This window comes from Olivibacter domesticus, from assembly GCF_900109575.1.
Classification (GTDB): Bacteria; Bacteroidota; Bacteroidia; order Sphingobacteriales; family Sphingobacteriaceae; genus Olivibacter; species Olivibacter domesticus.
The window spans coordinates 103,756-120,174 of record NZ_FOAF01000010.1 but is presented as its reverse complement, the minus strand read 5'-3'; the positions used below and the strand labels follow the sequence as shown (position 1 = coordinate 120,174).

11 protein-coding genes are annotated in these 16,419 nt (G+C 44.0%); 1 reads left to right on the top strand and 10 read right to left on the bottom strand.

The window, feature by feature from the left end:
* The first annotated feature begins 139 nt into the window (after nt 1-139).
* The gene (locus BMY50_RS24010) at nt 140-1,606 is read left to right on the top strand and encodes a sulfatase (RefSeq protein WP_093330428.1); all 1,467 of its coding nucleotides are present in this window, start codon (nt 140-142) and stop codon (nt 1,604-1,606) included.
* Here BMY50_RS24010 and BMY50_RS24005 read toward each other — a convergent pair.
* The 10 genes from BMY50_RS24005 to BMY50_RS23960 all read right to left on the bottom strand — a co-directional run bounded on the left by BMY50_RS24005 (nt 1,601) and on the right by BMY50_RS23960 (nt 16,404).
* Entirely contained in the window at nt 1,601-2,839 is a 1,239-nt protein-coding gene (locus tag BMY50_RS24005; protein ID WP_093330425.1) for an MFS transporter, read from the bottom strand. The genes BMY50_RS24010 and BMY50_RS24005 overlap by 6 nt on opposite strands.
* Nucleotides 2,840-2,943: 104 nt before the next feature.
* Nucleotides 2,944-4,062: a galactose oxidase gene (locus BMY50_RS24000; protein ID WP_139202329.1), complete on the bottom strand. Its 1,119-nt coding sequence runs from the start codon at nt 4,060-4,062 to the stop codon at nt 2,944-2,946.
* Entirely contained in the window at nt 4,059-4,991 is a 933-nt protein-coding gene (locus tag BMY50_RS23995) for a dihydrodipicolinate synthase family protein (protein ID WP_093330419.1), read from the bottom strand. Before BMY50_RS23995 ends, BMY50_RS24000 begins: the two co-directional genes overlap by 4 nt.
* A 372-nt stretch (nt 4,992-5,363) precedes the next feature.
* Nucleotides 5,364-6,782 (bottom strand): sialate O-acetylesterase, encoded by a 1,419-nt coding sequence (locus BMY50_RS23990; RefSeq protein ID WP_093330416.1) that lies wholly within the window; start codon nt 6,780-6,782, stop codon nt 5,364-5,366.
* 21 nt (nt 6,783-6,803) lie between these two features.
* Nucleotides 6,804-8,258, bottom strand: a complete 1,455-nt coding sequence (locus BMY50_RS23985) for a RagB/SusD family nutrient uptake outer membrane protein (RefSeq protein WP_093330411.1) — start codon at nt 8,256-8,258, stop codon at nt 6,804-6,806.
* Nucleotides 8,259-8,269: 11 nt separating this feature from the next.
* Nucleotides 8,270-11,461, bottom strand: coding sequence for a SusC/RagA family TonB-linked outer membrane protein (locus BMY50_RS23980; protein WP_093330407.1), 3,192 nt, complete (start codon nt 11,459-11,461; stop codon nt 8,270-8,272).
* Nucleotides 11,462-11,784: 323 nt separating this feature from the next.
* Nucleotides 11,785-13,029: a sialidase family protein gene (locus tag BMY50_RS23975; protein WP_238383872.1), complete on the bottom strand. Its 1,245-nt coding sequence runs from the start codon at nt 13,027-13,029 to the stop codon at nt 11,785-11,787.
* Nucleotides 13,016-14,404 carry a sulfatase gene (locus tag BMY50_RS23970; protein ID WP_162276666.1) on the bottom strand — a complete coding sequence of 463 codons (1,389 nt, stop codon included), beginning with the start codon at nt 14,402-14,404 and terminating at the stop codon, nt 13,016-13,018. The genes BMY50_RS23975 and BMY50_RS23970 overlap by 14 nt, the downstream gene beginning before the upstream one ends.
* 570 nt (nt 14,405-14,974) lie before the next feature.
* Nucleotides 14,975-16,084: a lipid-A-disaccharide synthase gene (gene lpxB, locus BMY50_RS23965; protein WP_093330398.1), complete on the bottom strand. Its 1,110-nt coding sequence runs from the start codon at nt 16,082-16,084 to the stop codon at nt 14,975-14,977.
* Between the two features lie 59 nt (nt 16,085-16,143).
* A complete protein-coding gene (locus BMY50_RS23960; protein WP_093330395.1) occupies nt 16,144-16,404 on the bottom strand; it encodes a hypothetical protein in 261 nt (86 codons plus the stop codon).
* Between the last annotated feature and the right edge of the window lie 15 nt (nt 16,405-16,419).

Below are 16,419 nucleotides of genomic sequence, written 5' to 3'. Positions count from 1 at the left end.
AATTTGTTTTGATTTGGCATATATATCGTATATTTGATAATATGTTCTACATAAGAAACATAAAAATTTAGAACACACACCTAATTTATGCTTTTCACTTCGATATGACAGAAGTATAAATAATATAATAGTAGATTGTATGAAGTTCGAAATTAAGAAAATAGTTGCTGTTTCTATTGCTATGTTGCTATTGGGTACAGCCAAAAATCTTTATGCACAAACATTAACAAGCGATTCTGCTACGAGGCGAACCAATATCCTGTTTATAGCTGTTGATGATTTGAGAAATCAATTGGGATGCTATGGTGACTCCGTAGTGATAACCCCAAATATAGATCGCTTGGCAAAACAAGGTATTGTTTTTAACAATGCCTATTGTCAGCAGTCCGTGTGCGGGCCTTCACGTGCTTCCTTATTAACGGGACGCAGGCCTGACGTAACCCGGGTTTGGGACTTAAAAACTCATTTCCGCAAAGCGATTCCAAACGTGATTACCCTACCGCAATATTTTAAACAAAATGGTTATCAATCTTGGTGTGTTGGCAAAATTTACCATGATCCCGCAGCCCTACAGGACCGTATTTCGTGGTCGGCTCCTGAGATTATGGCAGTAACCGGTGCCGTTGGGCATAAGTATGTACTTGAAAAAAACAGTAAAGTCAACGGTAAAGCGGCAGCCGTTGAATGTGTGGATGCTCCAGACAGCGCGTACGTAGATGGAATGGTTGCTAACGCTGCAATAAATGTGCTTCGGAAGATTAAAGACAAGCCCTTCTTCCTGGCGGTAGGATTTCGTAGACCTCATTTACCTTTTACAGCCCCAAAAAAATATTGGGATTACTACGATCAGAATAAAATACCTATGCCTGAACAGGCAACACTACCACAAGACGCACCAGAAGTTGCAGTACACTCTTCTGTCGAACTTCGAGGATACACCGATGTTCCAGATAGCGGCCCCATACCTTCAGAAAAAATCCGTGAGCTACGTCATGGTTACTATGCCAGTATTACCTATACCGATACGCAGATAGGTAAACTGCTAGATGAACTAAAAAAACAAGGCCTGATGGATAACACCGTAATTGTGCTTTGGGGAGACAATGGTTATCATTTGGGTGAATTAGACCTTTGGTGTAAAACCACCAATTACGAATCGGATACGCACATACCACTGATTATCGCTGCTCCAAATAATAAAAACAACGGTGTTCACACCGATGGTCTGGTAGAACTGGTAGACTTATACCCCACCCTTGCTAACCTTGCAGGACTGCCTATTCCAAACGATTTAGACGGTACAACTATGGTTCCATTGATGAAAGATACTAAACTAGCTTGGAAGAGGGCGGTCTTCAGCCAATTCCCACGCCCATGGATGTACAAAGACCAACCCGAGGTAATGGGATATTCAGTACGAACAAAAGATTTTCGTTATACGGAATGGCGTAACTTTAAGGATGGTAAAGTCCAATCAACGGAACTTTATAATTATCAAAAAAGTCGCCTAGAAAGCAGGAATCTATCGGCTTTAAAGCAATACGATCATGTAAAATCGGAGCTAAAACAATTATTAGATGACGGGTGGCAAAAAGCGGCATTATGATTCTTTTTTTACCTTTATGAGCAATAACGACCAGGTTGCCAATAGCAGTAGACCTGCAGCCACAACATATATCAAAGATAAATTGATGTCTGCATCTTTCAACGCGCCACCTAAGTATACCATCAATCCACCAGCAATGGTGCTCAAGAAGTTCAAAAAACCGTACGCGGTAGCTACATAACGACTATCCACTATTTGACGGATAATGGGCATCAAATTGGCGTCACTGAAACCGCGCGCCATGCCAAAAATAAAGAGCGCGATAATGGCCGTTAGGAAGAGGGAGGTCCACGACATGAGGATCAAAAACGGCACGCCTACAGTAAATCCGATCACAATAACTAATATGCGACTCCTGGGATTCTTCTTAAACCACCGATCGGCCCAAACACCCCCTAAGAGCACACCAATGAACGATCCGATCTGGGGATACAGCGTTGCGGATATCCCTGCATCTCCTAGACCAAGCGCAAATTGGTCCCTTAAAAAGGTAGGCAACCAAGCGTATATCAACCAGTTGGCGATACCAAAAACAACAAAATAAACCAATAATAACCAATACGAACGTCCGCCGACTAGGGATCGTATCGTGGGACCCAATTGAATGGGTTGGACGAGCGTATCTGTTGATTCTTCTGTGCTGTTATTATTTTTCTTCTCCCGATCACCTAACAGCAGCAGCAACACTATAGCGTAGGCACAGCCAAAAAGGCCAAATATATGGAAACCATATCGCCACCCCCAAAGTTCGGCGATATATCCACCTACACCGCCAAGTGCTAGGCCGGCATATAAGCCACTGAAATGTATCCCAGTTGCCAAAGAACGTGTTTTTCCAGTATGGTAGTCGGTAATCAGAGCAAGTCCTGCCGGGATATAGAACGCTTCGCTAACTCCCATGACAATGCGAGCGGCCAACATTTCTTCGAATGATGATACGTAGCCGGTCCAAACCGTAGCAAGCGACCAAACAGCAACACTGAAAATGATCACATTCTTACGGCTATACCGATCGGCAAGAAATCCTCCGAACGGACTAAGTATACCATAAGACCACAAAAAAACAGAAGTTAGCAGTCCGAATTGTGCATCCGTTAGCGAAAATTCGCCCACGATGGGGTCACGCATCGTTGTAATCAATATCCGATCGAGATAATTTAAAAAAGCAACTACCCACAGTAATGCCACCAACATCCAAGGATACCATGTTCTTTTATATAGTGATTGTTTCATCTGTTAATAATTGATTCCATCGGTCAGATGGAGCTTACCATGTTTAACATTACATTTCACTATGTGATAAAAAGGTAATGTTAAACATGAACGGTTCATATCTTCTATTGTTCATTAAAGTTTGCTACCAACACACGGTTGGTCCGTACGCCAGGACGCACTTCGCCCATTGGAATGATAACGCTTCCTTTCCATTTCATGGCCGTAGCCGTAACAGGCGCCCAAACACTGGCAGTGGGATTATCCGCTGCGTCATCCTTTTTATCCGTAAAAACTTCACCCCCAGTTTCCCATTGGTTTGTTGTGGCCTTGTACACCAATATATCTTTCTGAAAACCTGGGTGTTCATCCTTTAGTTCATTATTGCGAAGGGCCAAGCTACCATCATCACCACCAAGTACAACTAATCCTTTGTCAAAAGAAAATGCGGGACCAGGTGCTGCAGCGACTGCATGAGGCAATGATGATATTGTCTCCCATCCTTTTCCGGGAAGATAACGATAAGCATCCCTTAGATATTCTCTGGTAGGTGTCGTGTCTCCTATCTGCTTCTTCAAAGCAACTCCGCTGCACAGATAAAATTTTCCATCCAGTTCACCACATAGGGCCAACATCCGCTCAGATCCTGGCCATGTATCCAATAGCTGCCAACCAGCTGCCATTCGGCGAAGATCCAAGGAGCAAAATATCCTTTCAGCATGCTCTGCAGTCGGTCCCTGCAACCCGCCAGCTAAATACACGACATCGTCTATAATTGCGCCACTCATATTAGCCAGAGGTAATGGCAAAGGCGGCAGAGAATCAATCGCCAATTTTCCATCTACATACTCCAAACTGATCACATCCTCATAGTGACGTTGTTGATCTGCACCACCGAAAATCAATATTTTTTCATTCCAGGTGAGCGATACACCATAACCCAGCGGGCGTGGCAATCGCCCCACTTCCTTCCAGGTGTCCGCACCCAAGTCTAATGCCCATACCTTATCATTCCACTGCTTTATTCCGCCTGACCAAGGCCTTGTTCCTTCGGGAAAATTGGCCCCTCCCGCCGTCAGGAGCTTATCATGGCTTATTCCTCCAAACGCACCGGCAAACCCCACCGGGTCGGGCACTTGCGGGAATTGCGTCCATTCAATATCAATTTCTTTAGTCTTTTCAGTACATGCTTGTCCCATCGTTAATATCATCAATGATAAATAGCTAATTGCAAAAATTTTCATACTTCTTTATTCACTGGTTCAACCTGCTTCAGCGCATCAAAAAAACCGATCTTTTCCAGTCGTGTTTTCAGTACTTCTTTATCCAAAGTTTCGAGGGGTACCAGCGGTAACCGTGTGGGGCCAAGTGATATCCCCATCATCTCCATAATTGCTTTTTGCGCAGGAATGGGCGAAAATTTAGTCATTTCCCGAATCATCTCTACTAATCCAAGTTGTACCCGCTGCGCATCATGAAGCTTGCATTCCTCAAAGAGCTCCATTACCCGAAGATATAGAGGGGCCGCAAAATTATAGGTGCTTCCCACAGCCCCTTTCGCCCCCACAGCTAACGCAGGAAGCAACAGCTCATCGTATCCATAGAGCACATCAAATTTACCACCTTTGTAATTTAGGCAAGCTTGATATTCGTGGATGGTCGACGCCGTATACTTGATTCCTGCAAGATTTGGAATATTCACTTCAGCCAACGTCAAAAAATCAATCATATCGATACCTACACCTGTTAAGGAGGGGATGTGATAGTAATAAAAAGGAATATTCGGCGCAGCTTGAGCAATAGCACCTATGCTATCTACCAGGTTAGTCACCGATTGGGGTTTAAAATAAAAAGCGGCCACCGATGAAATCGCATCGGCTCCAATGGATGCGGCATGCTTAGCCAGCTTACGAGCTTCTTCGATGGAAGCATGACCTACGTGAATCATGATTTTCAATTTCCCTTTTGCGACACCAACATACGCTTCCGCTACCGCCATCCGCTCCTCTATTGTCAGATTTGGACCTTCTCCGTTGGTACCACAAATGAAAATTCCTGCTAATCCGTCTTTTATCAGCCCACTCACCACCGTGGGAATTATGTCAAGATTAAGTGTCCCATCTTCGTGAAACGAAGAAAAAGTCGCTGCTATTAAACCTTCTGTTTTTTTCATCCGTATATAATTATTGATATATTGTTTATTTATAGCGGTATCAATGAGATCGCTTCGCTAAGTTGTTTTTTTTAAGGCGATGAAGCTATCATGATTTATTTTTCACTTTTTGTATGTTTTTCAGCAACGTTCAAGAGAACGCTACGCTTAGTTCATTTCACTGTGTGATTGGCAAATCATGATGGTTTCATCTGTATATAATTATTTATTCATTTATTTCTGTTTCCAAAAGTATTCATGCTGCCTTTGGCGGTTTGAGTGATTCTCTCCTTGGCATAAACAAGCTCGTTACACTCAGTTAATTATTCATATTGTGCCCACCTTTATTGCATTCATAATGGTTTCAAATGTGCTATTTTCTGCTCATTTATATTACTTGTACCCTCCCTTATCCGTTCTGAATGAAGAGGCGGGCAGTCCCCTTGAATTAAATAGGCTACCGATCGCCCAATCTTTAAAACAATAACGCACCGCAATTGGATGGGCTACCTGCCGACTCTGGATGATTAGCTCATTGTCAGTCACAATACGTGCCGTTGCCGGATAAAATTGTCGATCCGCGCCCGCCACCTCAAAATTATCATTTGCTGTTTCACTATCTCTCATAACAAGTCCTTCTGCTACGTTGTCAAAATACAAATGAATATTGCCTCCCTTTCTCTTCGTCTTTTTGAGTACTGGACTGTTCGTCTCTTCTGATAATTTTCCATAAACCTTTGCTAACGCCAGATTTGACAACCTCCCAGCAACCGTTGTTTTATCTGGAGGATGTATCGTTTCTTTGGAACCAACGTCCAACGTCACGGCCATCCCCGTATTGGGTATTTCTGTCATTGCTTGTAACTGGGCCTCTCGTAGATAAGCCGACTGATTTTTTCCGTCGTACTTAAATGGTGCTATCTGCGCATAAAGAAAGGGAAAGTCACCTTGATTCCACCTCGCCCGCCAACCCTGTACCATACCGGCAAACCAGTCGGCGTAGCGATCGGCCGTGCCGCGGTTTCCTTCACCTTGATACCATATCGCACCTTTAATCCTGTATCCCAAAATCGGATAAATCATGGCATTGAACAGCACTGTCGGCGTATTTTTTGTCACCTTTTCAGGTATCCTCAGACTGGCAAGCTCTGGAAAAGAGTTAAGCGAAGTCGAATCCATCCATGCTTGGACCTGTGTCCCTCCATAGGCGGATTGCAAGATACCAACCGGCACCCCTAGTTCTCGCTGTAGATTTAGTGCAAATTGATAGGCAACGGCGCTAAATGCCGATACGGATGCCGAATCGGGTTGTGTCCAGGTGGCATCACAGTCATCCAAAGGATGTATGGCTTGCTTTACCGGTAGTCTAAACAAGCGAATAAGTGGATTGCCGGCTTCCGAAATAAGTCTATCTGCATGCAATACGGGTTGGGTGGGCGGACTGGCTACCCGCATACCCATATTTGACTGGCCCGAAGCAAGCCAAACTTCACCAATCAGCACATCCCGCAACACCATTTCGTTTCCATCGTTTAGGTAAATCTCATACGGCCCTCCAGCTTTCGGCGTTATTACCATCACCCGCCAAGCACCATCATCATTGACCTGTACACGGTATTTCTTTTCATTCCAAGAAGTGGTAATATCAACGGTCTGACCATTTGAAGTACCCCATACCGGTACGGAGGCTTGTTGTTGCAAGACCATACCATCACTAAACACCGCGGGCAATTTCACCTTCGCCAAGGCCCCTGTTAAAAAAAAGGTTGTAACAAATAGGCAAATCAGCCGCTTGCAATGATAACTTATCATAATTTTTCAATTTATCGGTTATCAATATCCAGGTGTCTGTTTGATATTCGGATTACTATTGATCGATGAATTGTGCACTGGCCAAAGAAGAATGTTCTGTTCATTTTGGCGGCCGGCAAGGCTACCGACTTCCTCAAACACTACACCAAATCGAATCAAGTCCCACCAGATTTTGCCTTCCGCTACAAACTCTTTTTTCCGTTCATCAATAATTGCTCGATCTATTTGCTGCGGCGGCACGGCGTTGGGATAAAAATTAGCTATACCATAAGCCCGTTCAGCCACGGCATTAAGCCGTTCAACAGCTACGGATGAATTACCTAGCGCGTTTTCAATTTCGGCACTCATCAGCAAGGCATCGGCGTACCGGTAAACCACAATATCTGCATCAAAAACGCGGGTTTGGTTCTGCCAGCTACCAGCATACTTATTGATCCATTGAAAGGTCGCGTCTTTCGGCTCATCGAAAAACGTTTCAAAGCTTACATTTTTTCGTTGATCATCGGCATTTGCCGACAGGAAGTTCTTATACTCATCGGTCAAGAAAATCCATTGCTGATGACTACCCACCTTAATGGGATTTTCGATGTATTGTGCCGATATGTATTGCAAAGGCACCAGATGATCCGCCGGATAGCCCCCTGTATACTCGTCCATTACATAGCTCCACGCAAATACGATTTCCTGGTTAAGTTTATTGTTGAATACACTTGAAAAATCTGTCATTAACGTGTAATTGGAGTTGTTCACAACAGCATCAACGGCTTGCTTTGCTAAAGTTAACGCAGCATCACCTCCTCCCCTCACTTTAGCCATCCACAGATAATAATCAGCTTGCAATAGATTGATTGCTCCCTTCGAGGCTAAATTACGGTCGTTAACATTTTCCGGCATGAGCGAATTGGCCGCCTCCAGATCAACACGCACTTGCTCGAACACACGGTCGGCCGGCTCCCTGGAAGGGTAGAGATCTTCTTGTTCTCCAGACTCGAACCCGTTGACCAATACAGGAGCGTCACCCCAAATACGACCGATCCAATAGTAACAGAATGCCCGGACAAATAGCGCATTGGCTAAAACTTTGTTCTTGTTTGCTTCATCAGCAAAGGAAATGTTAGGCGTATATTTCAGGATGAGATTACAATCATTAATCGTTGTATACAGGTTCTGCCAGTTCGCGTGGGTATGCGAGGCGTTTAGCTGGTTAGTAAACGGATCACTATAAGTCGCATTAGTAGCCAAACCTCGCCCCCATAGGCCAGAACGGTATTCTCCCCAGAAGATATAAGCATCCGAAAACGCGAAGCGCATCTCATTGTAAACGCCATACATTGCTGCAGCAGCATCACTTTCATCTGCCCACATAGCATCCGCTGTAATGGCACTTTTTTGGTCAACATCCAATTTGTCATGGCATGCCTGCATTCCGAGCAAACTGGCCATTATATAGATAAGATAATATTGTTTGATCTTCATGATACTTTCATTTATAAGGTTATTTTGGCTCCAATTGAAAACCTTCTGATCGGGGGGTAATTATAATACGCATTTCCGCCAGCATTACTATACGTAGTGGACGCCCCTACTTCGGGCGAAATACCTGTTCCTCGCAAGGCGGAGAAATAGTGTAAATTATTCCCCGAAAGGGTAAGGACCATACTTTTTACGCCTAGTTTACTGAAGACTTTTTCCGGCAGTCGGTACTGCAAAGTTACTTCTCGGATACAGAGGTAGTCACCTTTATAATTAAAGACATTAGATGTTCTCGAAAAATTCGAGTTACCCGCATCTGGGTCATTCGCCGTAAACCGGGCATACTTTGTGTCATCCCCTTCATGCGTCCATGTCTCTTTCACTCTGTCCACAAGCGTGTAATTATTGGCAAAAGTATTCATGAAATAGCGCATATAGGCATTATGGTTAATCGAATGGCCCAAAGCCCAATCCACAAAGACATTTAGGCTAAAGTTTTTGTAAGAAAAGGAGTTGTTCAATCCACCTGTGGTGTGTGGCACAGTTACACCGAGCTCAAACTGGTCCATGTTGTTAATCCGTCCGTCACCGTTGCGATCCATCCATTCATAATCGCCCGGTAGCTTGCGTCCACGGATGTTTTGCCCATCTGCAGGATCCCAACCCCTAGCGCTTTCGTCGTATCGTGCATTTGCCGCCTGTTCGGCGTTCTGCAGGATGTGATCCACCATATAACCATAATACCGATACAATGGTTCCCCTTCTGCCGTACCACCATAAGCCGTCCCATCCGATAAGGTGATTCCACCGATACGATTCCGATCGCGTCCATTGTCGGGCAATTCAAGCACTTTGTTCTTGACAAAGCTCCAGGTTAATTTTGAATCCCAGGAAAAGGCATCCGTCTGTATATTTCGCGACGAAAGTTCCAGATCATAACCATGGAATCGCACCTTACCGACATTGGTTTGCACGTTATTAAACCCGGAAGTATTTGGCAGTTCCATACTAAACAGCAGGTCTTCGGTGACCTTATTAAAATAATCGGCGCTGATTGAAATTCGGTTGTTAACAATATTCAGATCGAAACCGGCATCGAGTTGGGTTGATGTTTCCCAGGTCAAGTTCCTATTCGGCATACTAGATGTCGCACTGCCTACATTTCCGGGCACAATACCTGCATTTCCATTATACCGTGCATCGGTGGCAAAGCGGCCCAAAGCATCGTATAATCCTATTGAGTTATTACCTGTCTGTCCGTAGCTCGTCCGCAATTTCAGGTAATTAATCACCCGATTGTCCTTCAGGAAATTTTCGTCTGACATGATCCACCCGCCAGATATACCAGGAAAAAAGCCCCATCTATTTTCTCTAGCAAAGAGCGACGATCCGTCGACCCTAAAGGTGGCCATCAGCAAATATTTTTTCTTAAAATCGTAAGATAGACGGCCAAAATAACCGATAAGCACTTGCTTATCAAAATTACTGTCTGCACCGGTTTTGTTCGGGCCGGCTGTCAATGTAGGCACCTTATCCGAGCTGGCACCTGTGGCACTAGCCGAAAATCCTTTGTTATCGGTCACCTGATAGGAGTAGCCTGCCATCCCGGACACTGAATGTTGGCTGCCAAAAGTCTCGTCATAAGAAAGATATGCGTCTAATTTCGTCCTTTCCAACTCGCCGAATGTTGCTTTTGTGGTTCGGAGACCGCTGAATTCATGTGCTTTCTCAAAATAATCATATTGCGTGACGTGACTATAGTTCGAAACTTGGACATTAGCCTTCAATTGGTCCAGAATCCGATAATTCAATCCTCCAATCAACGAAAGCCGTCGGTCCTTATTTGCTACGTCGCGTGTATAGTCCCACCAAACAGGGTTCGGTGAACTAGCATTGTAACCCGGTGTCGGCCGACCGTCAGCATAATACACTTTCTGCGTAGCAGGTGTCGCCAATCCCCTTGCAATCACATTCATCTGGTTCTCGAACTCACTCGAACGCGTTAATGAAAAATCGAAAGCCGTATTTAACGTAAGTCGTTCTGAGATTTTCGCATCCGTCTTTGCACGTGCACTATAGCGGGAGTAACCAGTCCCCAAGGCTACACCGCCATCATTTGTATAGCCACCGCTTGCTGCATACCGAAGAAATTCGTTACCACCATCTACACCGAGGTAATAATTTTGCCAAAGCACCTCACGGAACATCAGCGATTGATAATCGTTATCTTGGTATATCAATGTTTTACTCGGATCGAGCGGATCGGGCATCGAATGATACCCTGCGGGCACAGCTTCGCCTTCGCCCAGGTATCGAGTGGAATAAAGAGAATTTGCATCATTGCCTGAACTTGCTGAATATCCCGAGGCACTATTGTACTCCGGAGTCGGACTCAAGGCCACAGCAGGCCTCACCGTATTGATATAGTCGCGTGCATTCATGAAATCGATCAGCGTTTCCGGTTCCTGATGCGCAAGGCTTACGTCAAACGTGATCCGTGGCGCCTGCGAGGATGAACCCTGTTTGGTGGTAATCAGCACTACCCCATTAGAAGCACGCGATCCATAAATAGCAGTGGAAGCGGCATCTTTCAGTACTTCAATCGATTCCACATCGTTCGGATTGACACCTGAAAACGCTCGTTCTACCCCATCTACCAGTACCAACGGATCGTTGGATTTATTAATGGACGAACCACCACGTATCCGAAAAACAGCATCTGCACCGGGTGTGTTATTAGATTGATACACCCGTGCACCGGCAACTTTACCTCTCAATCCCTCTCCAACTGTAGTGATGGGAATGTCACGTAAAACCTCTCCCCCTATCTTCGTAATCGCTGAAGTAAGCGTTCGTCGGGACTGTGTACCGTATCCCACTACTACCACTTCATCTAGATTCTCATGTGCTTCAACTAGCGTGACAATAATCTCATTCGATGTCGGTATTGAAGCTTCTTTTGTTTCAAAACCAATAGTTGAAAAAATAAGCGCTCCACCCAGAGGAGGAACACCGATGTGAAATGCGCCGTTTTTATCCGTAGTGGCTTTTACGGTTGAACCCTTGAGTGAAACAGTCACCCCTTCCAGCGGCTTTCCGTCAGCCCCACTGACGGTACCTGTAACCCTTCTATCCTGTGCGGCTACATGTTGCACCGAAAAAACAGCGCAATACAGGAAAACAATAAATAACAAACAAACCTTCATGACATAGAGTTAAGTTTAATAATTGGAAATTGGTTATTATGTAGAACATATGAACAAATATAAAAGACTTAACACCACATTTCAAAACTTTTAATTAAAAAAAATTAAACGGATTTGCTGGCATGGCTCTGCCCTAATGTTCGCTCATATATTGGTTCACATACTACCCCACCAACCATTGCCGGGATCAACATCAAGTAAATAGGTAATGCTTTAGCTATGACGGCCCTTGCCTATTATTTTTTATTAATACTAGCTTTCCTTTTCTATGTCGTATTCGAAGTTAAAAAGCGGGCACTTGGCGTTAGCCTGTTTCACTGCATTCAGTCGTTTACCAACCCTTTTAAATCCAACTGTTTTAAAACCAGCGACCAGCTATCTGTAGGATTGTGTTTGGTTTCAAACAAACAGTAAACAGCTCCGTTAGCTCCCACAGCAATATCTGAATAAGCCGAAATCCCTTCATTGACCACCTGCTCGATTATCCAAGTCTTACCACTGTCGTTGCTCGCTTTCAGTGTTAGATTCTGCCGGGGATGTTTAGGAATGTGTTCACTGTCTGGATTCAAGAAGAGTAAATAATTCTTCTTTCGGTATTGGGTAGCGATGATGCTAGACATGCAGATCGGTTCAAACAATGCTTCGTCATAAGTGGGGGCAGTCCATTCTGAAATCCCATTCTTACTGAAGCTTATGCCTTTCCGTCTTTTATCAGACTCATTACGGATGCTCAGCATTACCCTGCCATCCGGGAGTTGCACAGCCATGGTTTCACTGGGGTTTTTAAACCCTTCCACCTCAGGCACCATCACGCCCCTGTGCCACGTTTTTCCGTTGTCGTCGCTATAGATGGTCGCGATACGGGAAGGCCGATGACTTCTATGCGGTTTTATCTTATCCGAATTGGCAAGCCATACAGGCACCAATAACCGCCCACTCTTAAGCTGTATGCCATGCCCAGGAGATGGGGCCAACACCTTCCAGTCGTAATCCTGCTTAAATGCTTCAAAAGTAGCAGTAATGTTTACAGCCTGCGACCAGCTGTGTCCGTCATCAGTAGATTGAATATGATATGCGTAAGCATAATCACGTTGGTATAACAAATGGATGGTACCATCACGATCTACGATAGGGGCGGGATTGTCGGTAGGTTTGCCTCCCGCACGTTTGGCAACTACCTGTACAGCGCCCCATGTTTTACCGCCGTCTTCGCTCCGCCGCAACAGCAAGTCCATGTCCGCCCAATCGCTTGCGCTTTCTATCCGTCCCGCAGCAAATGCGAGTAGGGTTCCTTTTTTTGTCAGCGCCAACGCCGGTATACGGATAGACGAATATTCTCCTATTTTTGGCTCAAATACCACTACTTCTTCCTTTTCTTGCGCTGGTATGGGCTGTGCTGCTGCGCCAATCACGTGTATGCAAATTAAAAAGGTGAAAAACGATCGTAAAAATTTCCTTATATGTTTCATTTGTAAATAATTATTCGTCAATTCTATTTTACTTTTGGCACTCATGAACCCCAAAGCGGTTTTCAATCCATCAGTCAGATGGAGCTTACCATGGTTCATTTTTTATTTTTTGATATGCAGGATTGATTACGGGTAGTTGTACACCGGTTTGGCTTCTCCACCTTTCGAGCATCTGCTGAAGGGATTTCGCCAATTTTATATTTGACTGGGCTAGATTATGCGATTCTTCTTGATCAGCCTTTAAATTGTACAGTTCCAGCGCCCCGTCTTCCAATGATTCAATCAGCTTCCAATCCTGATATCGGATGACACTGAGCGGAGCAGACGGATTGGGATGGCCGGTACCGACGTAATTTGGAAAATGCCAATATAGAGCGTCTCGTTGCAGTACCCCCTTCTGCTTGAGTACTGGAACCAAGCTGACACCGTCCTGGTGTTGATCAGGCATCAGGGGCAAGCCCACCATATCCAACAAACTTGGATAAAGATCAGCGGTGATCACCGGCGTTTCCGAAATCAATTTCCGGTCAGTGACCCCCGGCCAATGAATGATCAGCGGCACTCTAATTCCCCCTTCATAGAAGTTACCCTTATTACCGCGGAAGGGATAATTTGATGTCTGCTTGCCATATCCCCCATTGTCGGAAGTAAAGATGATGATGGTATTTTCCGCAAGCCTCGACGACTCCAATTTCTCCATGATGGCCCCCATACTAGCATCCACACTTTCAATCATGGCAGCATAAGCCGGTTTCACATGCCCTTTCAATGTGTCCGGTGCCTTTTGCTCATAACGCGACTGAATATCCTTCTTTGCCTGAATGGGTGTGTGCACCGCATAGTGAGACAAATACAGAAAGAAAGGTTTGTCGTTGTTGCTTTCGATAAATTCGATCGCTTCAGCAGTCAATCTGTCAGTCAGATACTCTCCCTGTTCACCATCAGGCAACGTATTCCATTCCACCCACGGATGTCCTTCTGCCATCCGCCATCTGCCATGGTACGGATAAAAGTGCTCACCCGTATGTCCGTGATGATTGCCGCCGATGTTGATATCAAACCCTTGGTATTTGGGATAGTAGGCCGAGTCATCGCATACATGCCATTTGCCGATACTGGCAGTGGTGTATCCCCCAGTCTTCAACGCTTCGGCGATCGTCACTTCCTCCAAAGGAAGATTCATTACATAATCCGCGTCTTTCAACCGAGTTCCTTTTCCCCCATCAATACGTTTGTACCCCTTAATGGGAATGGCATGGGTAATGTGTAAACGTCCGGGATTTTTGCCTGTAAGAAGACTTGCTCTTGTTGGCGAACAAAGTGCACTACTGGCGTATGCATTGGTAAACCTCATCCCTAATTCGGCCAGCTGATCGATATGAGGTGTTTCGTAGTAATCACTACCGTAACAACTGACATCGCTATATCCCAGATCGTCGACTAGAAACACAATAATATTCGGCTTTTGCAACATTTGGGCGGTGCCCACATTGAAGGAGCATAGAATAACCAATAGCAATGCAAGCTTGGTGAGTGGTCTTTGGTTTTCCATGTTTATAATGGTATTTATTAGTCAATGATCAGTTCTGGAATAGGGCTGTTCATGCCGTCGTTATATTGGTTATTTCTACACTCTACATTATGTAGAACATATAAACAAATATAAGCACTTTGTTTTCAAAACCTACAAATTTTATCAAAAAAACATGCTTATTTGCGAAAAACGTGAAGCTAATAGATGTATCGCTTTGTAGGCAATTTTTCTAATGGTTCCTTTTTAGTCTCAATTTTTTAATAACTCGCTGAAAAATTACCAAAAGAACAAAAAGCCATCAAAACAAGCATTTAATAACTCCCGAAATGCTTTAATGAAGTACAGAACATATATTCAATAGGTACCTTTGAGCTAAGCAAGATGTACCGGAAAAAGATATATAACACCTGGATGAAAGGTAGGTGGAGGGGAGGTGATACGTGAATAAAATCAGCCTAGCGCATTAGCTGTGCTACACTGGAACCAACTATAAAGAAAAAGCAAATTAAATCATTTCAGATACTTATCTATTAGCTTAGCAGTCTTTGAGGAAGCGCCAGGCTCACCCATGATTGCCGCCAATGCATTATAATCGGCAAGAACGCGCTCGCGATAAGATCGGTTATTGAGCAACTGATCTAATTCCTCAGCAATTGCGTCGTAATGAGCGGCATTTTGTATAAGCTCTTTCACTACTTCCCTATCCATAATTAAGTTAACCAGCGATATATAATCAACTTTTATAACCCGTCTAGCGATCGCAATGGATACTGCGTTAGCTTTATATACCACCACCTGGGGGATATGGAGCAAGGCGGTTTCCAACGTGGCTGTTCCACTTGCTACCACAGCAGCCTCAGCATTGTTCAACAGATCGTAAGTCTGATCGAAAATAACGGGAATAGTAGCTCCATGCATAAACTGCTCGTAATAACTCTGATCAAAATTTGGCGCCCCAGCTATTGCGAAATGATGCCCAGGAAATAGTTTCACCACTTTCATCATCTCTGGAAGCAGTTTGCTAATTTCCATCTTCCTACTCCCCGGTAGTAGGGCGATAATAGGTTTATTGATTAAATTATTGGCTTCTTTGAATGTCGAATTAAACCTATATTGACTCACCGCATCTAGTAAAGGATTACCTACATAATCCACTTTCATACCCCATTGGTCATAAAACCCCACTTCAAATGGCAAGATGCAAAAGAGATGATCTACGATACGTTTAATTTTCTTAACCCTTTTGGTATTCCAGGCCCATACCTTAGGTGATATATAGTAAAATACCTTTATATCGTGTTGCTTTGCAAAAGCCGCAAGCTTAAGATTAAATCCTGGAAAATCAATTAAGATCAATGCATCAGGGCGATGTCTAAGTAAATCCGCTTTTACGTTCTTTAAATTTTTCAGGATACTCCTAATATTCAGTAATACCTCTATAAACCCCATGAAGGACATTTGTGACGTATGCAACACCGCTTTTTGGGTACTCGCAGCCTCCATTTTGTCACCCCCAACGATACGAAAGGTTGCATTTGGATCTTGTTCCTTTAGGGCATATATAAGATTCGCTCCATGAAGATCACCTGAAGTCTCACCCGCTACAATATAATAGTCCATTAAAAACTTATTTAATAAATACTTCCCTGCCTACGATTCATTTTAATAAATATCTACCCTCATAATACCTTTTTAAATAAGAGCAACAATATCAAACCAAAAAAAGTCAATGCAACCATTCCCCCACCTGTCCTCGTTAATTCTTGCTTATAAAAATACCTTAAGATTAGCAAATTAACAACTCCTGCGACGGCATATAATGTTAATGGTTTGTCGGCGAAATGATTACCTAGCGGTGAGTGCTCGGACAATAAATAGGCCATTAATGGTGCTATAACACCCAATAAAACGCCAAAAAAAAGATTATTTCTCTTAAACATATTATTTTAGGTTAG

What these genes read in the sequence shown, in the direction of transcription:
- BMY50_RS24010 (WP_093330428.1), top strand. Translation starts at nt 140, where the DNA reads ATGAAGTTCGAAATTAAGAAAATAGTTGCTGTTTCTATTGCTATGTTG.
- BMY50_RS24005 (WP_093330425.1), bottom strand. Translation starts at nt 2,839, where the DNA reads ATGAAACAATCACTATATAAAAGAACATGGTATCCTTGGATGTTGGTG.
- BMY50_RS24000 (WP_139202329.1), bottom strand. Translation starts at nt 4,062, where the DNA reads ATGAAAATTTTTGCAATTAGCTATTTATCATTGATGATATTAACGATG.
- BMY50_RS23995 (WP_093330419.1), bottom strand. Translation starts at nt 4,991, where the DNA reads ATGAAAAAAACAGAAGGTTTAATAGCAGCGACTTTTTCTTCGTTTCAC.
- BMY50_RS23990 (WP_093330416.1), bottom strand. Translation starts at nt 6,782, where the DNA reads ATGATAAGTTATCATTGCAAGCGGCTGATTTGCCTATTTGTTACAACC.
- BMY50_RS23985 (WP_093330411.1), bottom strand. Translation starts at nt 8,258, where the DNA reads ATGAAGATCAAACAATATTATCTTATCTATATAATGGCCAGTTTGCTC.
- BMY50_RS23980 (WP_093330407.1), bottom strand. Translation starts at nt 11,461, where the DNA reads ATGAAGGTTTGTTTGTTATTTATTGTTTTCCTGTATTGCGCTGTTTTT.
- BMY50_RS23975 (WP_238383872.1), bottom strand. Translation starts at nt 13,029, where the DNA reads ATGAACCATGGTAAGCTCCATCTGACTGATGGATTGAAAACCGCTTTG.
- BMY50_RS23970 (WP_162276666.1), bottom strand. Translation starts at nt 14,404, where the DNA reads ATGTTGCAAAAGCCGAATATTATTGTGTTTCTAGTCGACGATCTGGGA.
- lpxB (WP_093330398.1), bottom strand. Translation starts at nt 16,084, where the DNA reads ATGGACTATTATATTGTAGCGGGTGAGACTTCAGGTGATCTTCATGGA.
- BMY50_RS23960 (WP_093330395.1), bottom strand. Translation starts at nt 16,404, where the DNA reads ATGTTTAAGAGAAATAATCTTTTTTTTGGCGTTTTATTGGGTGTTATA.